The sequence below is a fragment of the Streptococcus sanguinis SK355 genome (assembly GCF_000212855.1).
In the GTDB taxonomy this organism is placed as follows: domain Bacteria; phylum Bacillota; class Bacilli; order Lactobacillales; family Streptococcaceae; genus Streptococcus; species Streptococcus sanguinis_A.
On sequence record NZ_GL890993.1, the window covers coordinates 2,270,728 to 2,288,231 of the forward strand.

The 17,504-nt window shown below is 44.3% G+C and carries 12 protein-coding genes and 2 pseudogenes; 2 read left to right on the plus strand and 12 right to left on the minus strand.

Annotation, left to right across the window (positions count from 1 at the left end):
- Positions 1 to 102: 102 nt before the first annotated feature.
- From HMPREF9389_RS00505 to HMPREF9389_RS00495, 3 genes are all read right to left on the minus strand, one after another.
- Positions 103 to 1,278 carry a MalY/PatB family protein gene (locus HMPREF9389_RS00505; protein WP_002931328.1) on the minus strand — a complete coding sequence of 392 codons (1,176 nt, stop codon included), beginning with the start codon at positions 1,276 to 1,278 and terminating at the stop codon, positions 103 to 105.
- Positions 1,271 to 2,428 carry a cystathionine gamma-synthase gene (locus tag HMPREF9389_RS00500; RefSeq protein ID WP_002931330.1) on the minus strand — a complete coding sequence of 386 codons (1,158 nt, stop codon included), beginning with the start codon at positions 2,426 to 2,428 and terminating at the stop codon, positions 1,271 to 1,273. Before HMPREF9389_RS00500 ends, HMPREF9389_RS00505 begins: the two co-directional genes overlap by 8 nt.
- A gap of 96 nt (positions 2,429 to 2,524) precedes the next feature.
- Positions 2,525 to 4,153 (minus strand): putative polysaccharide biosynthesis protein, encoded by a 1,629-nt coding sequence (locus HMPREF9389_RS00495; RefSeq protein WP_002931331.1) that lies wholly within the window; start codon positions 4,151 to 4,153, stop codon positions 2,525 to 2,527.
- Between the two features lie 86 nt (positions 4,154 to 4,239).
- Between HMPREF9389_RS00495 and HMPREF9389_RS00490 the strand changes: the two are divergent.
- Positions 4,240 to 5,684, plus strand: a pseudogene (locus HMPREF9389_RS00490) (UDP-N-acetylmuramoyl-L-alanyl-D-glutamate--L-lysine ligase).
- A 44-nt stretch (positions 5,685 to 5,728) separates the two neighbouring features.
- On the opposite strand, the gene HMPREF9389_RS00485 reads toward HMPREF9389_RS00490, so the two are convergent.
- The 9 genes and pseudogenes from HMPREF9389_RS00485 to treP all read right to left on the minus strand — a co-directional run bounded on the left by HMPREF9389_RS00485 (position 5,729) and on the right by treP (position 16,508).
- Positions 5,729 to 6,487: a CPBP family intramembrane glutamic endopeptidase gene (locus HMPREF9389_RS00485; RefSeq protein ID WP_216725493.1), complete on the minus strand. Its 759-nt coding sequence runs from the start codon at positions 6,485 to 6,487 to the stop codon at positions 5,729 to 5,731.
- A gap of 231 nt (positions 6,488 to 6,718) precedes the next feature.
- Positions 6,719 to 6,913 (minus strand): CsbD family protein, encoded by a 195-nt coding sequence (locus HMPREF9389_RS00480; protein ID WP_002894655.1) that lies wholly within the window; start codon positions 6,911 to 6,913, stop codon positions 6,719 to 6,721.
- 100 nt (positions 6,914 to 7,013) lie between these two features.
- The gene (locus tag HMPREF9389_RS00475; protein WP_002931335.1) at positions 7,014 to 7,667 is read right to left on the minus strand and encodes a DUF1803 domain-containing protein; all 654 of its coding nucleotides are present in this window, start codon (positions 7,665 to 7,667) and stop codon (positions 7,014 to 7,016) included.
- Positions 7,660 to 8,172 carry a YiiX/YebB-like N1pC/P60 family cysteine hydrolase gene (locus HMPREF9389_RS00470; RefSeq protein ID WP_002931338.1) on the minus strand — a complete coding sequence of 171 codons (513 nt, stop codon included), beginning with the start codon at positions 8,170 to 8,172 and terminating at the stop codon, positions 7,660 to 7,662. The genes HMPREF9389_RS00475 and HMPREF9389_RS00470 overlap by 8 nt, the downstream gene beginning before the upstream one ends.
- Before the next feature lie 91 nt (positions 8,173 to 8,263).
- Positions 8,264 to 9,199 carry a manganese-dependent inorganic pyrophosphatase gene (locus tag HMPREF9389_RS00465; protein WP_002931339.1) on the minus strand — a complete coding sequence of 312 codons (936 nt, stop codon included), beginning with the start codon at positions 9,197 to 9,199 and terminating at the stop codon, positions 8,264 to 8,266.
- A 139-nt stretch (positions 9,200 to 9,338) separates the two neighbouring features.
- Positions 9,339 to 10,149: pseudogene (pflA, locus tag HMPREF9389_RS00460) on the minus strand (pyruvate formate-lyase-activating protein).
- 222 nt (positions 10,150 to 10,371) lie between these two features.
- Positions 10,372 to 12,621 carry an endonuclease/exonuclease/phosphatase family protein gene (locus HMPREF9389_RS00455; RefSeq protein ID WP_002931351.1) on the minus strand — a complete coding sequence of 750 codons (2,250 nt, stop codon included), beginning with the start codon at positions 12,619 to 12,621 and terminating at the stop codon, positions 10,372 to 10,374.
- A 186-nt stretch (positions 12,622 to 12,807) separates the two neighbouring features.
- The gene (treC, locus tag HMPREF9389_RS00450) at positions 12,808 to 14,439 is read right to left on the minus strand and encodes an alpha,alpha-phosphotrehalase (RefSeq protein ID WP_032906659.1); all 1,632 of its coding nucleotides are present in this window, start codon (positions 14,437 to 14,439) and stop codon (positions 12,808 to 12,810) included.
- 71 nt (positions 14,440 to 14,510) lie between these two features.
- Positions 14,511 to 16,508: a PTS system trehalose-specific EIIBC component gene (gene treP / locus HMPREF9389_RS00445; RefSeq protein ID WP_002931354.1), complete on the minus strand. Its 1,998-nt coding sequence runs from the start codon at positions 16,506 to 16,508 to the stop codon at positions 14,511 to 14,513.
- A 188-nt stretch (positions 16,509 to 16,696) separates the two neighbouring features.
- Here treP and treR point away from each other — a divergent pair, with 188 nt between their 5' ends.
- Positions 16,697 to 17,410 (plus strand): trehalose operon repressor, encoded by a 714-nt coding sequence (treR, locus tag HMPREF9389_RS00440; protein ID WP_032906661.1) that lies wholly within the window; start codon positions 16,697 to 16,699, stop codon positions 17,408 to 17,410.
- Positions 17,411 to 17,504: the final 94 nt, after the last annotated feature.

Below are 17,504 nucleotides of genomic sequence, written 5' to 3' on the forward strand. Positions count from 1 at the left end.
GCCATAAGCAAACCTTTTCAAGGATTTTATGCACTTTACTTCCGTAGACTATAACGTATGATATAAAGGTATTTGAGAAATAAATCAAAAAAAGTTTTTGATTTATTTTGGCAATACCTCTGCAATACGAGAGCAGATTTCTTCAACCATGGTCTCTGGAGCAGCAACATTTAAGCGGGCATGGCCTTTCCCTTCTTGACCAAAATCACTTCCCCGATTCAGGACGACCTTTGCATCTTCTCGCAGCAGCTGGAAGAGCTGGTCATCTGTCAGGCCATAATCTGAAAAGTCCAGCCAAATCAGATAAGTCCCTTGAGGCTTCATGACTCGAAGGCGTGGCGCTTCCTTGGCAAAATAATCAACCACAAAATTCACATTCTTCTCAAGAACTTCCTTGAGCTCCATCAACCAAGACCAACCGTAACGATAGGCTGCTTCTGTCGCTAAAAATCCAAGGCCAGGAATTTCATGCTGGTTGTTGGCCAGCTGGCGTTTTTTAAACTGATGCCGCAAGCTAGGATTCTCAATCACAGCATAGGAATTTTTAGTTCCAGCAATATTAAAGGTCTTAGTCGCACTTGCTAAAATCAAACTAAAGTCCTTAAAGTCAGGTGAAACAGTATTGAAAGACTGATGTTCATGGCCAAACAGCGTCAAATCTTGGTGGATTTCGTCTGAGACTAGGAGGACGCCGTACTTTTGGCAGAGGCGGCCAATTTCCTCTAACACTTCCCGTTCCCAAACTCGACCTCCGGGATTATGCGGATTGCAAAGAACATAAATCTTGACTTCATTATCTGCAATGTCCCGCTCCAGCTGCTCAAAGTCAATCTGAAAAAGTCCGTCTTGCTCTATCAGAGAATTGGTAATAAGCTGACGATTATTGAGCTTAACACTGCGGGCAAAAGGCGGATAAACTGGAGTGTTGATTAGAACGGCATCGCCTTCCTCACTAAAGGCTTGGATAGCCGTCGAAATAGCAGGAACAACCCCTTCAATAAATACCAAGGCCTCCCGATCAAAGGTATAGCCATGCTCATCCCGCTCCCAATTTAGCACGGCATTGATTAGCTCTTCACTAGCATAGGTATAGCCATAGACTAGCTGATTAGCATAGTCATGAACGGCTTGCTGGATTTCAGGCAGGACTTCAAAATCCATATCTGCAATCCATGCTGGCAGGACTTCTTTGTCCTTCTCCACTTCTTTCCATTTATAAGTATGATGCCCTACACGACAGGGGGCTTTTTCAAAATTATATCTTCCCATATTATTCATTCTCCAAGGCTGCGCGTAAATCGTCTACCAAATCTCGACTATCCTCAATTCCAATTGACAGGCGCAGCAAATCATCAGTCAAGCCATAAGAATGACGCACCTCCACCGGAATATCTGCATGAGTCTGGGTCGTCGGATAGGTAATCAGGCTCTCTACTCCGCCCAAACTTTCCGCAAAGGTAAAGACTTTCAGGCTATTTAAGAGATGAGGAATCTTCCCTTCGTCCACAACTTTAAAGGAAATCATGCCACCCTTACCTGGATAGAGAACCTCTTTGACCGCAGGAGATTTCTTCAGAAAAGCGACCACTTCGTGTGCATTCTGAGTAGAACGCTCCATGCGGAGAGCCAATGTCTTGAGGCCGCGCAGAAGCAGATAGCTGTCAAAAGGAGACAGGACTGGCCCAGTTGTATTGAGATTATAGAATAGCTTGTCATAGATAGCAGCGTCATTGGTCATGATAGCTCCAGCCAAGACATCATTGTGCCCGCCTAGATACTTGGTCGCAGAGTGCAGAACAATATCAGCCCCATCCTCCAGCGGTTTTTGATAAATGGGACTGTAGAAAGTATTGTCCACAATGACAGCTGCTCCTCGCTCGTGAGCCGCTTGGGCAATGCGGGCAATGTCAAACTCTACCATAAGAGGATTGGTCGGTGTCTCGATATAGACAATATCTATATCCTCTGTCAGATTATTCAGTAGTTCTTCTTCTGTATTGGCATAGGTAAAGGCAAAGCGTCCTTCCGCTTCAGCCTGAGCAAACCAGCGGAAAGAGCCGCCATAGAGATCCCGAACAGCCAAAACCTCACTGCCGACCGGAAAGGCACTAAAGGCAAGCACAATAGCCGACATTCCAGAGCTAGTTGCCAGAGCATAATCTGCACTTTCGATAGCAGCTAGAGTCTCTTCCAAGCTAACCCGCGTTGGATTCTTGGTTCGAGTATAGTCATAACCTGTTGACTGGCCAAACTCAGGGTGCTGGTAGGTCGTTGAAAAATGCAGGGGTGTTGTTAAGGCACCGGTTGCTTCATCTGTTTTAACCCCAGCCTGAGCCAGTAGTGTATTTAATTTTACGTCCTTACTCATATTAACCTTCCAATCCTTCGCTAATATTTCACCCTCTATTGTAACATCTTTTGAAAACATTTATCTTTTTTCTTTTCAAGAGCTAGCTATAGTTTGAAACTATAATGTTGATGTTTTAGAAAAACAAAGCTAAAAATAAAAAAGCCTAGCGGCTTTTTAATAGATATGAAAACGTCGACGGAGACTGGCTGCTTTTGAACCGATAAAGCGATCCATGAGGCGAACTTTGAGCGCCAGACCACCATAGACAGCGAGGCCAATGCCGCCAATAAGGGCTATATAGACAAAGCTGGAAATCCGTCCGCTAGGATGGAAGAAGAGTCCAATGAGCAGTTCTGCTACCAAGACAAAGATGGTCATCAGAACCGTCAGAATCACTGACAGGAGACTTCGTTTAATGAGGTTCTTAGGATTCAGACCGGTTACCTTGCGAATTTCCTGATACATAAGCAGGATTGGGATAATCAGACCAATTGTCGTCGCAAGAAGAGGTCCATAAGCTTTGAAAATATAAATCAATGGCACTTGTAGCACCAACTTCACTCCTACTCCATAGAGGAAGTAGATAATAGCTTTTCGATTTTGGAAGAGAGCCTGAATCATCGGAGCCAACACAGTATATAGACTGAGGATAATGGTCTGCAGCATAGCAAAGATGAAAAGACCTAGTGCTAAGCTATCTGGCTTGCCATAGAAGACAGTATACAGAGGCTCCGCCACCAAAACAGCACCAATAGTTGCTGGCAGGATAAAGAAAATCAACATGCTGAGATTATCCTGCACTAAGCGGGCAGCCGAGCGGAAATCACCTTTGACATAGTTCTCGGTCAAAAGCGGAATCCCCACACCACCGATAGAGGTCGCCACAGCAATTAAAATCATGGTGACTTTATTAGGATTGGCTGAGAAATAGGCAAACTGAACCAAGAGCTCGGACCTGCTGTGCTTACTAATCCAACTCATGACATGGATAAAGGTAGATTGGTCAATAATCTGAAAAAGCTGAATGGCAGATCCTGTAATAATGAAAGGAATGGCTTCACGAATGGTATCCCAGAGCAGGGCACGGCCATTAATCTCTGTGGCATTTGCAGGCTTATGGATGATAGAAGTCAGCATTCCTGTCTTCCAAAGATAGAAGGCCAAGACAGCCATACTAGCCAGCATACCGATAAAAGCGGCAAAAGTTGATTGGGTAACCGCTTCTACATAGTTGCCAGAACCGATTTTCATGATGAAAAAGGCTGTCAGCAGCATCCAGATAACCCGAATGACCTGCTCCGCAATCTGACTGATGGCATAAGGCTTGAGATTGTTAAAACCTTGGAAAAAGCCTCGGATAACACTCATCGATGGGAAAATCAAAACAGCCCAGGACAGACTCTGCATAACAGGCACTAAGTCTGAACCACCACCGGACATAGAAGCGAAAACTGGTGAGAGCAGGTACATAATCACCCCAAAGACAGCTCCCAAAAGCAACATAAACTTGAGAAACTCTCGAATCAGAGTGAAGCTATGCTCTTCCTTGTCAATGGTATTGTACTTAGCTACCTGCTTGGCCACTGCCACTGGCACGCCGGCTGTCGAAATCAGTAAAAACCAGGCATAGATATTGTAGCCCATAGTAAAAAGGCCGTTGGCCTCGGCGCCGTGCTTGCCCATCCAGATATACCAAGGAATGATATAGATGGCACCCAGAAGACGACTGATAAAATTGCTGGCAGTTAACCAGGCAGTTCCCCGCAGCATCTGCTGCTGCTGGCTTGTTGTTTCTTGGCTCATAGAAAACCTCTTCTATTTATTCTTCTTTTATTATAAACTTTTCCTTGCCTCTTGTAAAACCCAGCCATAAGGTTTACAATAGATTTATGATTAAAATTGAAACCGTATTAGATATTTTAAAAAAGACCATAATTTTCGGGATATTGTTAAAGACGGAGAATACTTCTTCTCCTACAGCGGCTTAACTTTCGATAGTATCAGCTATGACAGTAGGGAAGCGGATGCCTCTACCCTCTTTTTTGTCAAGGGTGAGGCTTTCAAGAAAGAATTTCTAGAAAAAGCCGTCACAGCTGGCCTGCGCTTTTATATCAGCGAGACAGACTTTCAAGTGGGCATTCCGGTTCTCTTGGTCAACGATGTCAAGCAAGCCATGAGTCTCTTAGCCATGGAATTTTACGACCATCCTGAGAAAAAGCTCAAACTGCTAGCCTTTACAGGCACCAAGGGCAAGACAACTACAGCTTATTTTGCCTATCAAATCCTTTCCCAAAGTCATCGGCCTGCCCTGCTCTCGACTATGAATACCACTTTGGATGGCGAGACCTTCTTCAAGTCAACTCTGACCACACCAGAGAGTCTGGATCTCATTAAAATGATGGCCCAAGCCCTTTCTAATGATCGGACTCATCTCATCATGGAAGTTTCCAGTCAGGCTTATCTCAAGAAAAGGGTTTATGGCCTTACCTTTGATGTGGGTGTCTTTCTCAATATCAGCCCCGACCATATCGGTCCTATCGAGCATCCGACCTTTGAAGATTACTTCTACAATAAGCGGCTCTTGATGGACAATAGCCGAGCAGTTATCGTGAATAGCGGCATGGATCATTTCCAAATCGTGAAAGAGCAAGTCGCTTCTATGGAACACGATTTCTATGGAGCAGACTCTAGCAACACCATCACGGATTCTCAGGCTTTCAGCTTTGAAGCTACTGGCAAGTTAGCTGGCCACTACGATATCCAGCTCATCGGCCGCTTCAATCAGGAAAATGCAGTAGCGGCTGCTCTTGCCTGTCTGCGTCTGGGTGCTAGCCTCGAAGACATCAAAAAAGGAATTGCCGCAACCCGAGTCCCAGGCCGTATGGAAGTTCTGACTCAGAAAAATGGCGCCAAGGTCTTCGTTGACTATGCCCACAATGGTGTCAGCCTAAGCAACCTTCTGTCTGTGGTACAGGAACACCAGAAGGGCAAAATCATCCTCCTCTTGGGTGCTACCGGCAACAAGGGTGAAAGTCGCCGCAAAGACTTCGGTCTCCTACTTAATCAGCATCCTGAGCTGACCGTTATCCTAACGGCGGACGATCCCAACTATGAAGATCCTCTAGCCATTGCGGAGGAAATCGCATCCTATATCTCCTATCCAGTGGAAAAAATAGCCGACCGTGAAGAAGCCATCAAAAAAGCTCTCAGTCTGACAGAACGAGAGGGAGAAGCCGTCATTCTAGCCGGTAAAGGAGCGGATGCTTACCAGATCGTAGAAGGAGAAAAAGTACCCTATCCAGGAGACTATGCCCTAGCAGAAAAGTATTTATAAGAAAAAAGGCGAGCATTTCGCCTTTTTATTGTTGTTTTGTAAAATTACCGCCATTTAATCAGAACGTACATCAAACTGGAGCCAAACATATCCGCCAAGGCGTGCATGAGAAAGAAAGGCAAGAGGTTCTTGACCTTGTACTTGTAAAGGAAATAGTAAAAGAGACCGTACACTACTCCGATAACCAAGGCCCACAGCATGCCCTGATAGGTATGGAAAGAAATCCGAATGATAGTAGAGTAGGCCAGCGCCCACCACTTATACTTATCCTTAACAGAGGTCATAAGACCCAGAAAGAAGAATTCTTCATAGAAGCCATTGAGAAGTCCATAGAGAATAGCCATAGGTGTCAGCTCAGCAAATTTCCGAAAGATTTCTAGCAAATCCACATAAGACCAAAGAGTTGGATCAAAGTAATTATACTCGCCGCTCAGTGTCGTCACAATGTCACCAAAAAAACCTACCACTACAAAAATAAGAGGAGTCCAAAGGAGAACCGACCAGCTCATACGGATGGGAAGCTGCTTAAAGTCAAAGCGCCGAAGCAAGAGATAAAGAATTGTCAAAAACAGCATCAGTAGCTGAAAATTGAAATTGCTAGAAAAAGCCGCTCCTTCGCTGGCTGTATTGGTCGCCGTTTCAGTCGCTCCTGTGCTGGCGGCTGGTGCAAAGCTAGCTAGATAAAGCTCCGTTGAGCGGTAAATAAACTGCCCAAACATAAGCAGGGTGATCACAGCAATATCAAACCACCTCAACTCTTTCAAAGGCTTTGAGGGGCATAAGTGCGTCAATCGTTTCATCATCTTTCCTTTCACCACCTGTAAATTCATATCACCATTGCAGGTTCTTTTTTATATTTCTATCTTAGCATCAAAAGCTTAAATTTTTATTATTTACAATTTTATAAAACTTTTTTATTGCTGTTTACTGCTACCTGTTTCGTTTTTCATTTACAAACAGAAGGTGAAAAAAGATTTCATCTCTACTTGGAAAGGAAAAAAGAGAGTTAAATTTTAACTCTCTTCTCACTATTCTTATTTATCCAAGCTGTTTTTGATACCTTCAACGGCACCTTCTACAGCTTCTTTAGCATCTTCAGCAACTTCTTTGGCTTTGGCAACTGTTTTTTCTACAAAGCCTTCTGCCTCTGTCTTGTTATCGCCTGTAACTTTGCCCACGCCTTCTTTAACAGCGCCTTTAGCTTGATCGAATTTATTTTCTAGTGACATATGATTGCCTCCATTCTTTTTTACGGTTTCTGATACCGTTTACAGTAGTATATATTTTTCCTTTTCAAAGGTCAAATATTCTGCTCATTCTATGGGAAAATCAGTGCAGCTGGAAAGTCAATCTCTCCTTGTCAAAGCTGGCCTGCAACTCATACTTGCCTACTTCGTTTTGTCGAATATAACCTAAGATTACTAGGCTATCGACAAAAATGTCCCGCCGCTTCTGCATGAGCTCATCCTTGCGGACATACTTAAGGAGAAAGGTTGTCATATACTTTAGTGCATACTCGGGATTGACATCGCCCAAGACAGCATAGAGGGGCTTTTGTGTCTCAGACAGGGGATATTGGCGTTGCATCTTGTAAAAATAATTAGCCAAGGTCAGCTTATCTCGCAGAAAATCTGTATCTTCCAGCAAGACCGCCGCATTTGTCTGATTGGAAAGCTGGGTCTCAAAGCGCAGCTCCAACAATTCCTGATAGAGGGGACTATCATCACGGATAAAGACCTCCTGATCCAAACGCAAGTCCTCCAAACTTTCCACAAAAGGCAGCGTCAGATAATATCGCTTGTTCTCTCGCCGGATGTAGCCAGCTTTGATATACTCTTCTATCGAGCGGTCAATATTAGCCACACCCTCAAACTCTCGCTTAATCTCACGTAGAATCACCGCCTCATGCTGATCCAAATAATCAATCAGCTCCTGAAAAAAAGGCTGGCGCGTCAAACGGCTGGGATTGATGATTTTAATCATGTAGTTCTCCTTTGTAGATGAGTTTTCTTGACTGAGCCAACTGGCTAGGATTCGTCCCAGGCTGATCAATGGGAACCGCTAAGCCCAAATCCAGATAATACTCCTGCCAAAAATCAGAAATCAGATTTTCCTCATCACCAAACTGCATAGGAATCGTATCAAAAATCGGTAAAATCTCTGCAATATACTCCGAACAGTAAAAACCATCGGACTGAGGATAAAAGCTGAAATTGTATGGCTTTCCTAGATGTAATTTGGCCCTTTTAAAGACAGCTTCTGCTTCAATAGCTGGATAGCGGTACACGTCATAAACGTCCTCATCCTGCAAAAAATCAGACAAGTCTTGATTGACAACACCCTTCTTATCGGTTGCATGAAAAATCTCACCATTAAAAAAGATAGCCACGTGGCTATATGAACCCGTTGCTGCTCGGATTGCTGCAGCAATTTCTGAAGATCCGACTGTAAAAATCAAATCTCCGTCTTGTAAATCTTGAATCTTCATTTCTCTCGTCTATCAAAAAAGGAGCCGAAACTCCTTTTTAGTATGAGGGGAATAGCCCCCATCTAGTAACCTATTTCGTCAAATGAGCTCTTTAAGCATTAAAACTTGCTGTCAGTTGAGGCACCACTTGCTTCTTACGAGAAACAGCGCCTGCTAGGAAAGCATGATTATTCTCAAGAGTAAAGTTAAAGGCTGCTTCGACCTTGTCCATATTGCTTCCGATAGCCAGAATCTCTGAGTCTGAGTTGATAATATCTGTGATCATAAAGACGAAGTCAGAGTAGCCATTATCAGAAATTGCTTTTTCAATAGCAGCTTCGATTTCTGCCTGACGCTCCAAAACTTCGGAAATGTCAACAGTGTTGACTTGTGCTACACGGACATTGTTTCCGTTCAATTCAAAGGTTTTAGCATCAATATCAATCAATTCTTCTGCAGACTTGCTAGCCAAGTTTGTACCTGCCTTGAGCATAGCCAAACCATACTCTTCTAAGTTGACACCAGACAGCTCAGCCAATTCTGGTGCAATGGCCTTATCAGTCGGATGAGTTGTTGGTGACTTGAGCAAGAGAGTATCAGAGATCAAACCAGACAGCATCAATCCTGCAATCTCTTTTGGAACTTCTACGCCGTGCTCCTTGAACATGCGGTAAACAATAGAGGAAGCAGAACCAACTGGCTCCAAGCGCATGTAAAGGGGGCTAGCTGTTTCAAAGTTGCCCACACGGTGGTGGTCCACCACGCCATAAACTTCAACTTCAGCGATATCTGCTACAGACTGCTGGAATTCATTGTGGTCTGTCAGGATAACTTGCTCAGCTCCCTCTGCCTTTGCCGATGTAATCACGCGCGGTGCAGCCACGCCAAAGTAATCCAAAACAAAGGCTGTTTCTTCATTAGGATCACCCAGAGCAACAACTTCTGTATCCAAGCCATAAGCTTCACGAGCCAAGTAAGCAAAAGCGTAAGATGAACCAATGGCATCTGAATCAGGATTTTGGTGACCGAAAACTAAAATTTTAGACATGATAAACCTCTTCTTTTATATAATGTTTATTGCATTTATTTTACCACAATTACAGGCATTTCACAAAAGCAGAAGGACTTTTTCTTAAGAAAAATGGACTGGTTAGCCCACCAACCCATGAATTCATACTTAAAATAGATTAGTTACTATGCACCCGATTCATGTACTCTGTATAAGATTCAGTCTGCATGAGTTCCTTGGCATTCTTGACCCGATCAGCTGTCGGAGGCTTAACACTTTCCAGCTTGTAAGGGATGCCTAGCTCCCGCCATTTGAATTCTCCCATGGTATGGTAAGGTAGAATTTCAAACTTATCAACATTCTTCAGCGTCTTTACAAATTTACCTAGCTCAATCAAGTCATCATCTCGGTCGGTCAATCCCGGCACCAAGACGTGACGAATCCAGACTGGCTTTCCAATGTCCGACAAGTACTTAGCACAAGCCAAGATATTCTTGTTGGTCTGGCTGGTCACAATTTTGTGCTGTTCTTCATTAATCTCTTTAATATCCAGTAGGACAAGGTCAGTGACTGCCATAAGCTTGTCAAATTTTTTCAGATAGCGAGGCGTATTTCTGAAGGGCAGGGCACAGGTATCCAAAGTACAGTGGATACCCAGCTCCTTAGCCTTGGTAAACAAAGCAATCAGAAAATCAATCTGCAGCAAGGCTTCTCCACCACTGACGGTGATGCCGCCTTTATTGCCCCAGAAACCCTTATAACGGAGAGCTTCTTGTAAAACATCATCTACAGTCCGCAGCTGAGATTTGTTGGTCTCCATCTCCCATGTGTCTGGATTATGGCAATACTGGCAGCGCATGTGGCAGCCCTGCAAAAAAAACAATAAAACGGATACCCGGTCCATCAACAGCTCCAAAACTTTCGGTGGAGTGGACCATGCCCGTTACCTTTCCATAATCAACTGCTTCTTCAATTTTCTCTTCAACCATCACGCAACCTCTTAACTCTGAAAACGTTTTATAACTAACTACATTATAACATGATTAAAGCAAAAATAGACTTAATTTGCCTATTTTTTAGAAAACAAACTGTTTTTCAGTTTCATTTTCAGTGTTTTACAACAGATAAAACTTTAGGGTGAAAGCAGTAGGCAAAAAAATCAGGGCAAAATCTTTATTCCACCCTGATTTCACTTTTTAAATTGATTTTAGTTAATTTCTGCTTCTCTTTTTGAGAGTAAAAGCAAACATCAGCAGGGTCAATCCCAAGACTGCCCAGCCGCTGTTATTTTGGCCGGTCTGCGGGAGTCCCTTCTTCTTGCTGCCAGCAGTCTGACCTTGTCCAGTTTGATTGGACGATGAAGGATTGGTCTGAGACGGAGCTCCTTGATCTGCCGCTGCAGAGGATTTATCGGTTGATTGAGACGGTTGGGAGCTGTCAGAAGACGAAGCTGCAACATCCTTAGAAAAGTCCAGCTGCACCACTACTGGATCATGGTCTGAAGCTCTGCCATGTTCCTCCATGAAAGAGGCATTGATATGGACAGGCGCAAAGACTGCCTTGCCTGCAAGGTTCTTTGAAATGAAAATATTGTCCAAGCTTTGGTTGCTGCCGCGGTAGAAATAGGAATAACGGTCAGCCACATCATGCTCCTGCATGAGATTAATCAATTCATTACCCGCTAGTGCTTTAGCCGTTTCGGAAAATTCAAAATCATTAAAATCACCAGTCAGCACAAACTTAAGGTTAGGATTTTGTCTCAGTCCTTCCTGAACAAAGCTATTTAAAATTTTCGCCTGTTCTATCCGGGCTGCCTGCGTATGCTGAACTGCTGGCTGAGCGGAACCATAAACGGCATCATCCCCAATCTTGGACTTCAAATGATTGGCAATAACGACGATATGCTGTCCCTTAAATTCAAACTCAGCTGCTAAGGATTTACGAACCTTAGTAAAGGCTGGATTTGTTGGAGCAATCCGGGCAGGATTCTTAACCAAATGGCCACCGGAGAAGCTAGCTGCTTCTTCACTCGTACCGGCTTCTTTTTCGACTAACTTCACCCGATTTGGATCGTAGAGAAAGGCTACGCGAATATTAGAGCCAGGCTTGCCGCCATCTTGACCGTCAAGTGGGGCAACTTCAGTGTACTTGTAAGTTTTTCCGCCCAGTTCTTTGATGCGGGCCGCTAGTTTCTCACCGCTTTTGACACCGCTAGTCGTCCCATCATTGACACTGCCATTCTCATCTTGAACCTCAATGAGCGTGATGATATCTGGACTATGAATTTCATTGATAAAGGAATTGGCGATTCTAGTCACTTTTTCCTCAGGCGTTTCACCTTTTTTAGCATTTGCAGAAAAATTCTCGATATTGTAGGAAGCAATAGTCAGTTTGTCCTCGCTTGGATAGATAGGAGAGACCTGTCTCTGCAAGCCACCGTCCACCAAATCAGGCAGCTGAGTCGGCTCCAACTTGTAAATCTTCCCACGATAGGTCACGACTCCGACCACATCACCATTGAAATAATCCTTGGCCTTGGCAATAAATTTATTGCCAACATAGACTGGAATGGTTGCGGTATTTTGGGCGTTTGGACGAAGATTGAGACCTCCGATATTGTTTAATGGCAAGGCTTGGTAGCCTTCAGGTAAGAGATAAATGTCTCCACGGTACTGCGGGCCTAAAACACGAGGCCTCTTCACCTTCGTCAACATTCCTTCCAAACTTTCCCAGTAGTCCAACGCTTCACTTTGAGGCTGATAGTCATTAATATCGTTATCAACCGTATCCTGAGGCATATTAGCCACGATGTCTACTGGAGCAGGTAAGTCAGCTTTCCCTTCCTTGATCACCTTGGAAGCGACAAGCATGGTGACTGTCAAGCTATCACTTGGCTTGTTGAAAGTTTGCCCCTGACGAATGCTGAGCTCTTCCATATAGCCTTCTTTGACACGACCTTCAAGACTAAGTTTGTCTCCGATATCGACTTTTTCTTTAGAAACAACATAAAGAGCATCAGAAGTCCTTCTGTTTCCATCAGGAGTCACGTCTTGAACATAAAAACCATAGCGGTCTGTTTTCGTCACAACTACATTGGAAACTTGAACTTCCTTGTCGTCATAGGGAGAGGTTTGTGATTCTCCCTGAATGGTTCCCACATTGGGCACAACCTCTGGTCCGCTAGTCGCAGCTTGTGCTGCAGTAGAGGCTTGGTCTGCCTTTCCCACTGACTCTGTAGAAGCTGGCCTTGCCTCTCCCAAGTCTGCAGATGGACTATCTGCTTGACTGGCAACCGACGCATCGCTTACAGTTGGATTCTCTGTAAGAGCTGCCGCATCTGAAGTCGACGAACTTACTGCTTCTTCTGCTCCAACCGGTCGGACAGAAAAAAGCAGGGATAGAAAAGCAGCTAGCAAAACCACTGTGGGAAAGAGCTGCTTGTAAGAAACTTGTTTTTTCATGAACTTCTCCTTTTCTGTATAAATGTATATTATCCTATTTAATTTTTATTATAAAGAAAAGAATCAAATTTTGCAAAGGCTTTCTCAAAATTCTGTATTAGTTTCTCTCTCTTCAGAAAAATACTTGTCTAGGCTGGCCCAACACATAAAAAAGAATCTGGAATTTTACCAGATTCTTTCGAGACTTTAGTTTTCCCCTACTAAGATTGCCAAGGTTTCATAAGGCTGCAGGGTCATCACATGATCAATCTGAGTCTTGTCGTAATTGGATAGGAGAACCTGACCATTTTGATAATCCGGCAGGATGTCCACCGTAATCGGATCAGCATAGAAGTTGTTAAGGACTAAAAGCTTTTGTCCTTGCCACTCCCGCTCAAAGGCATAGACCTGAGGACTGTCCTCATAGGCTGGCTGATAGCTGCCCTCTGCGATGATAGGTAGTTCCTTACGCAGGGCAATCAATTTCTGATAAAAGGTAAAGATTGGGCCCTTGATTTCATTTTCTACATTGATGAGAGGATAGGATTTGCCCGCCTTCAGCCATGGAGTTCCTGTTGTAAAACCTGCATTGGCTGAATCATCCCACTGCATAGGCGTCCGAGAATTATCACGAGATTTGGCCTTGATAATCCTGAAGGCTGCTTCTGGTGATTGACCTTCAGCAAGCAGAGTCTGGTAAGCATTGAGAGACTCGACATCCACATAATCTTCCATGGAGTCATAGTCAGGGTCCACCATGCCAATCTCCTCCCCCATGTAGATATAAGGCGTCCCGCGCGAAAGGTGAATACTGGCTGCCAACATGGTCGCTCCTTCATTGCGGAAATTTTCTACATCGACAAAGCGGTTGAGGGTTCGCGGCTGATCATGGTTGTTCCAAAAGAGAGCCGACCAGCCTTCATGATTACTCATTTCCTTGCCCCAAGTATGGAAGAGGCGTTTTAACTCTTCAAAGTCAAAAGCCTTAAGCGTCCACTTCTGTCCAGCTTCATAGTCCACCTTGAGATGATGGAAATTAAAAGCCATGGACAGCTCCTGCCGGTCTGGTGCCGTGTAAAGGATGCAATTTTCAATCGTCGTAGCACTCATTTCGCCAACCGTCATAACAGAATCGTCCTGCCCAAAAGTTGCTTCGTTCATCATACGCAGATAGTTATGCACGATTGGCTTATCAGTATAGGCTGGCTTGCCCTCCTGCTCTGGACAGTCCGTCAGCACCTCATCTTTTCCGATGACGTTGATGACATCAAAGCGGAAGCCCTTGACTCCTTTATCTCGCCAAAAATTCACCACCTTGAAGAGCTCTTGACGAACATTGGGGTTGCGCCAGTTAAGATCAGCTTGAGTCACATCATAGAGATGCAGATAATATTTGCCCGTATCGCCAAATGGCGCCCAGGCACTGCCGCCAAACTTGGACAGCCAGTCCGTTGGCTCATCCCGCAGGATAAAGAAGTCCTGATAGTAGGAATCCCCAGCCAGCGCCTTTTGGAACCACTCATGCTCAATTGAGCAATGATTGAGAACCATGTCCAGCATAAAGTCAATACCATGTTGCTGGCCAACCTTGACCATCTCTTCAAAATCTGCCATATCTCCAAAGATAGGGTCTACCGCAGTGTAATCAGAAATATCGTAACCGTTGTCCCTCTGTGGACTCGGATAGAATGGATTGAGCCAGATCATATCCACTCCCAGCTCTTTCAGGTAAGGAAGTTTTTCAATAATCCCGCGAAAATCTCCCAAACCGTTGCCAGTCGTGTCTTTAAAAGATTTTGGATAAATTTGGTAGACAACCTTTGTTTTATCAAGTGTCATATGTTCTCCTTTTTTGAGAAAAGGGACAGGTTTTAAAGCACCGTCCCTCTCTATAGTCATTTCATTTTTCTTTAAAGTGGCTTAGCGTTCATCAACTGACTTCCTCGCTCAACTGCCTGAGGAAGTTGTTCAAGCTCCTCCACCTGATACCTGTCGGAATTCGTAATGATGACTGGTGTTTCTGTCACATAGCCCGCTTTCTTGATCATGTCTATATCAAAGGAAATGAGCTTGTCGCCAACCTTGACCTTATCACCTTGAGATACATAACCTTCAAATCCTTTGCCTTCCAGCTTGACAGTGTCCATTCCGATATGCATCAAGATTTCAACCCCTTCATCTGACAAGATGCCGATTGCATGCTTGGTTGGGAAGAAGACTGTTACTCTACCATTGACTGGTGAAACCAACTCACCTTGGCTAGGAACAATGACAACCCCGCGCCCCATCAAACCTTGTGCAAAGACAGGATCCGTTGCCTGACTCAATTCTTTGACTTCTCCTGCCAACGGACTGGTGATTGTTACAGGAGTCAATGAATCAGCTGCTTGCACCTCTGGAGATGACTCGGCTTTGGAAGTCCCAGCAAATTCTGCCTCTTCCTGAGCTGCAAACTCTGCCTGCAATTCTGGATCTTCCTCTGTCTTGGTTAAGAAGCCTGTCTTGCGGAAGAAGAAAGTCAGGAACATTGGTACAAGAATTGCTACAAGCATAACTCCTGCAAACGGAATCATATATTTTGCTTGGATAGAAAGGATACCTGGTAAACCACCAATACCAATAGCATTTGCCGTTATATTAAAGGTTACAGAAAGCAGACCCGCAATAGACGAACCAATCATTCCCGCAACAAATGGATAAACGTACTTGACATTGACCCCGAAGAGAGCTGGCTCAGTAACACCAAGGTAAGCTGAAATGGTAGCAGGCAGGGAAATTTGCGCTTCCCGCTCATCATGGCGTTTCATAAGGTAATAAGCAAATACAGCTGAACCTTGAGCGATATTGGACAGAGCAATCATTGGCCAAAGACCAGTACCACCGGCATCAGCTACCAACTGAGTATCAATGGCATTGGTCATATGGTGAAGACCTGTGATAACAAATGGAGCATAAAGAGCACCAAATACTGCGCCAAAGAGCCATTTAACTGGACCAGTTAAACCTGCAAGTACAACTGTTGAAAGCCCCTGACCGATTGTCCAACCGATAGGACCCAAGACAGTATGAGCCAGAATCAGAGCTGGAATCAAGGATAAGAATGGCACAAAAATCATAGACACTACTTCTGGAATATGTTTACGCCAAAAGATTTCCAGATAAGATAGAGATAAACCTGCTAAAAGGGCTGGAATAACCTGAGCTTGGTAACCAACACGATTGACAGTGAAGAAACCGAAATCCCAAACCCAGTCCTTAGCGATTTCAGCTGCTGGTGTCGATGCTACCGAATAAGCATTGAGCAATTGTGGGGACACCAAACAGATTCCCAAGACAATCCCAAGAATTTGGCTAGTTCCCATTTTACGAGAAACAGACCAAGTGATTCCAACTGGCAGGAATTGGAAAATTGCTTCTCCCGGAAGCCACAAGAAATGGTTTATTCCAGACCAGAATTTGGATACCTCTGTGATTGTTTTCCCATCCAACATAGACCAATGCACGCCCTCAAGGACATTGCGGAAGCCAAGGATTAACCCTCCGACAATCAAAGCTGGAATAATCGGTGTAAAAATTTCCGCCAGAGTGGCCATAACCCGCTGAAGGGGATTTTGGTTGCTCTTAGCAGCAGACTTTGCTGCTTCTTTTGATACCCCCTCAATACCTGAAACAGCAGTGAAGTCATTGTAAAAGATTGGCACATCATTTCCAATGATAACTTGGAATTGCCCTGCATTTGTGAAAGTTCCCTTGACCACTGGGATTGCCTCAATAGCCTTGACATTGGCCTTTTTACCGTCGCCAAGTACAAAGCGCATCCGCGTTGCGCAGTGGCTAACTGCTGTGACATTCTCTTTGCCGCCGATTGCATCTAGCAGATCTTTAGCTTCCTTCTCAAATTTTCCCATTTGACTACTGGCTGAATGAGAATCCAGCACTCTCCTTATATTTTTTTACGAGTCGGTTTTTCAACACACTCCTACAAATTATTGTAATCGATTTCAAAGATGTAGGCAAGTTGTTTGTTGAAAAAAGCCCTCATTTTTGATAAAATTTTCTAGGTTGTATGCAAAAAAGAAAACAAGTGGAGTTTATGATGAAGAAATACAAACAATTGTTCAAACAGATTGAGAAAGATATTTTAGAGGAACATTATGCAGTCGGAGATTTCTTGCCCAGCGAACATCAGCTGACAGAAGACTACCAGGTCAGCCGCGACACTGTGCGCAAGGCTCTGGCCCTGCTGCAGGAAGAAGGATTGATTGAAAAAGTCCGCGGACAGGGTTCCAAAGTCATCAAGCATGAACAGTTTGACTTTCCTGTGTCTAAGCTGACCAGCTATCAAGAAGTAGTCAAGCAGAATAATATGCAGTCCAAAACCAATGTTGTCAGCTTGGAAAAGATTACCGTAGATCAGAAACTATCCGACATCACTGGCTTCCCTCCCTACCGACTGGTTTGGCGAATCGTCCGTCAGCGCGTTGTAGACCAAATCGCCTCTGTATTAGATATTGACTATTTGGACAAGGGTCTCGTCCCTCACTTGACGAGGGAAATTGCTGAGCAGTCCATTTATGCCTATTTGGAAAATGATTTAAAGCTCAATATCGCTTATGCCAAGAAGGAATTTACCATTGACCACGCCAATGACCGAGACAAGATTCTCATGGACCTAGGCAAGGACCAGCAGGTCGTCTCTGTCAAGTCTCAGGTCTATCTGACAGACAGCCGCCAGTTTCAATATACCGAGAGCCGCCACAAGCTTGACAAATTTCGCTTTGTGGATTTTGCTAAGCGCCAGAAAGAATGATCTTGAGTTCCACCCAGATCACAAAACCACCCCTGCCAGCTGGAAGGCAGAGGTGGTTTCTTTTATAAGTAGTCTAAGGCTGCCTTGTTTGGGA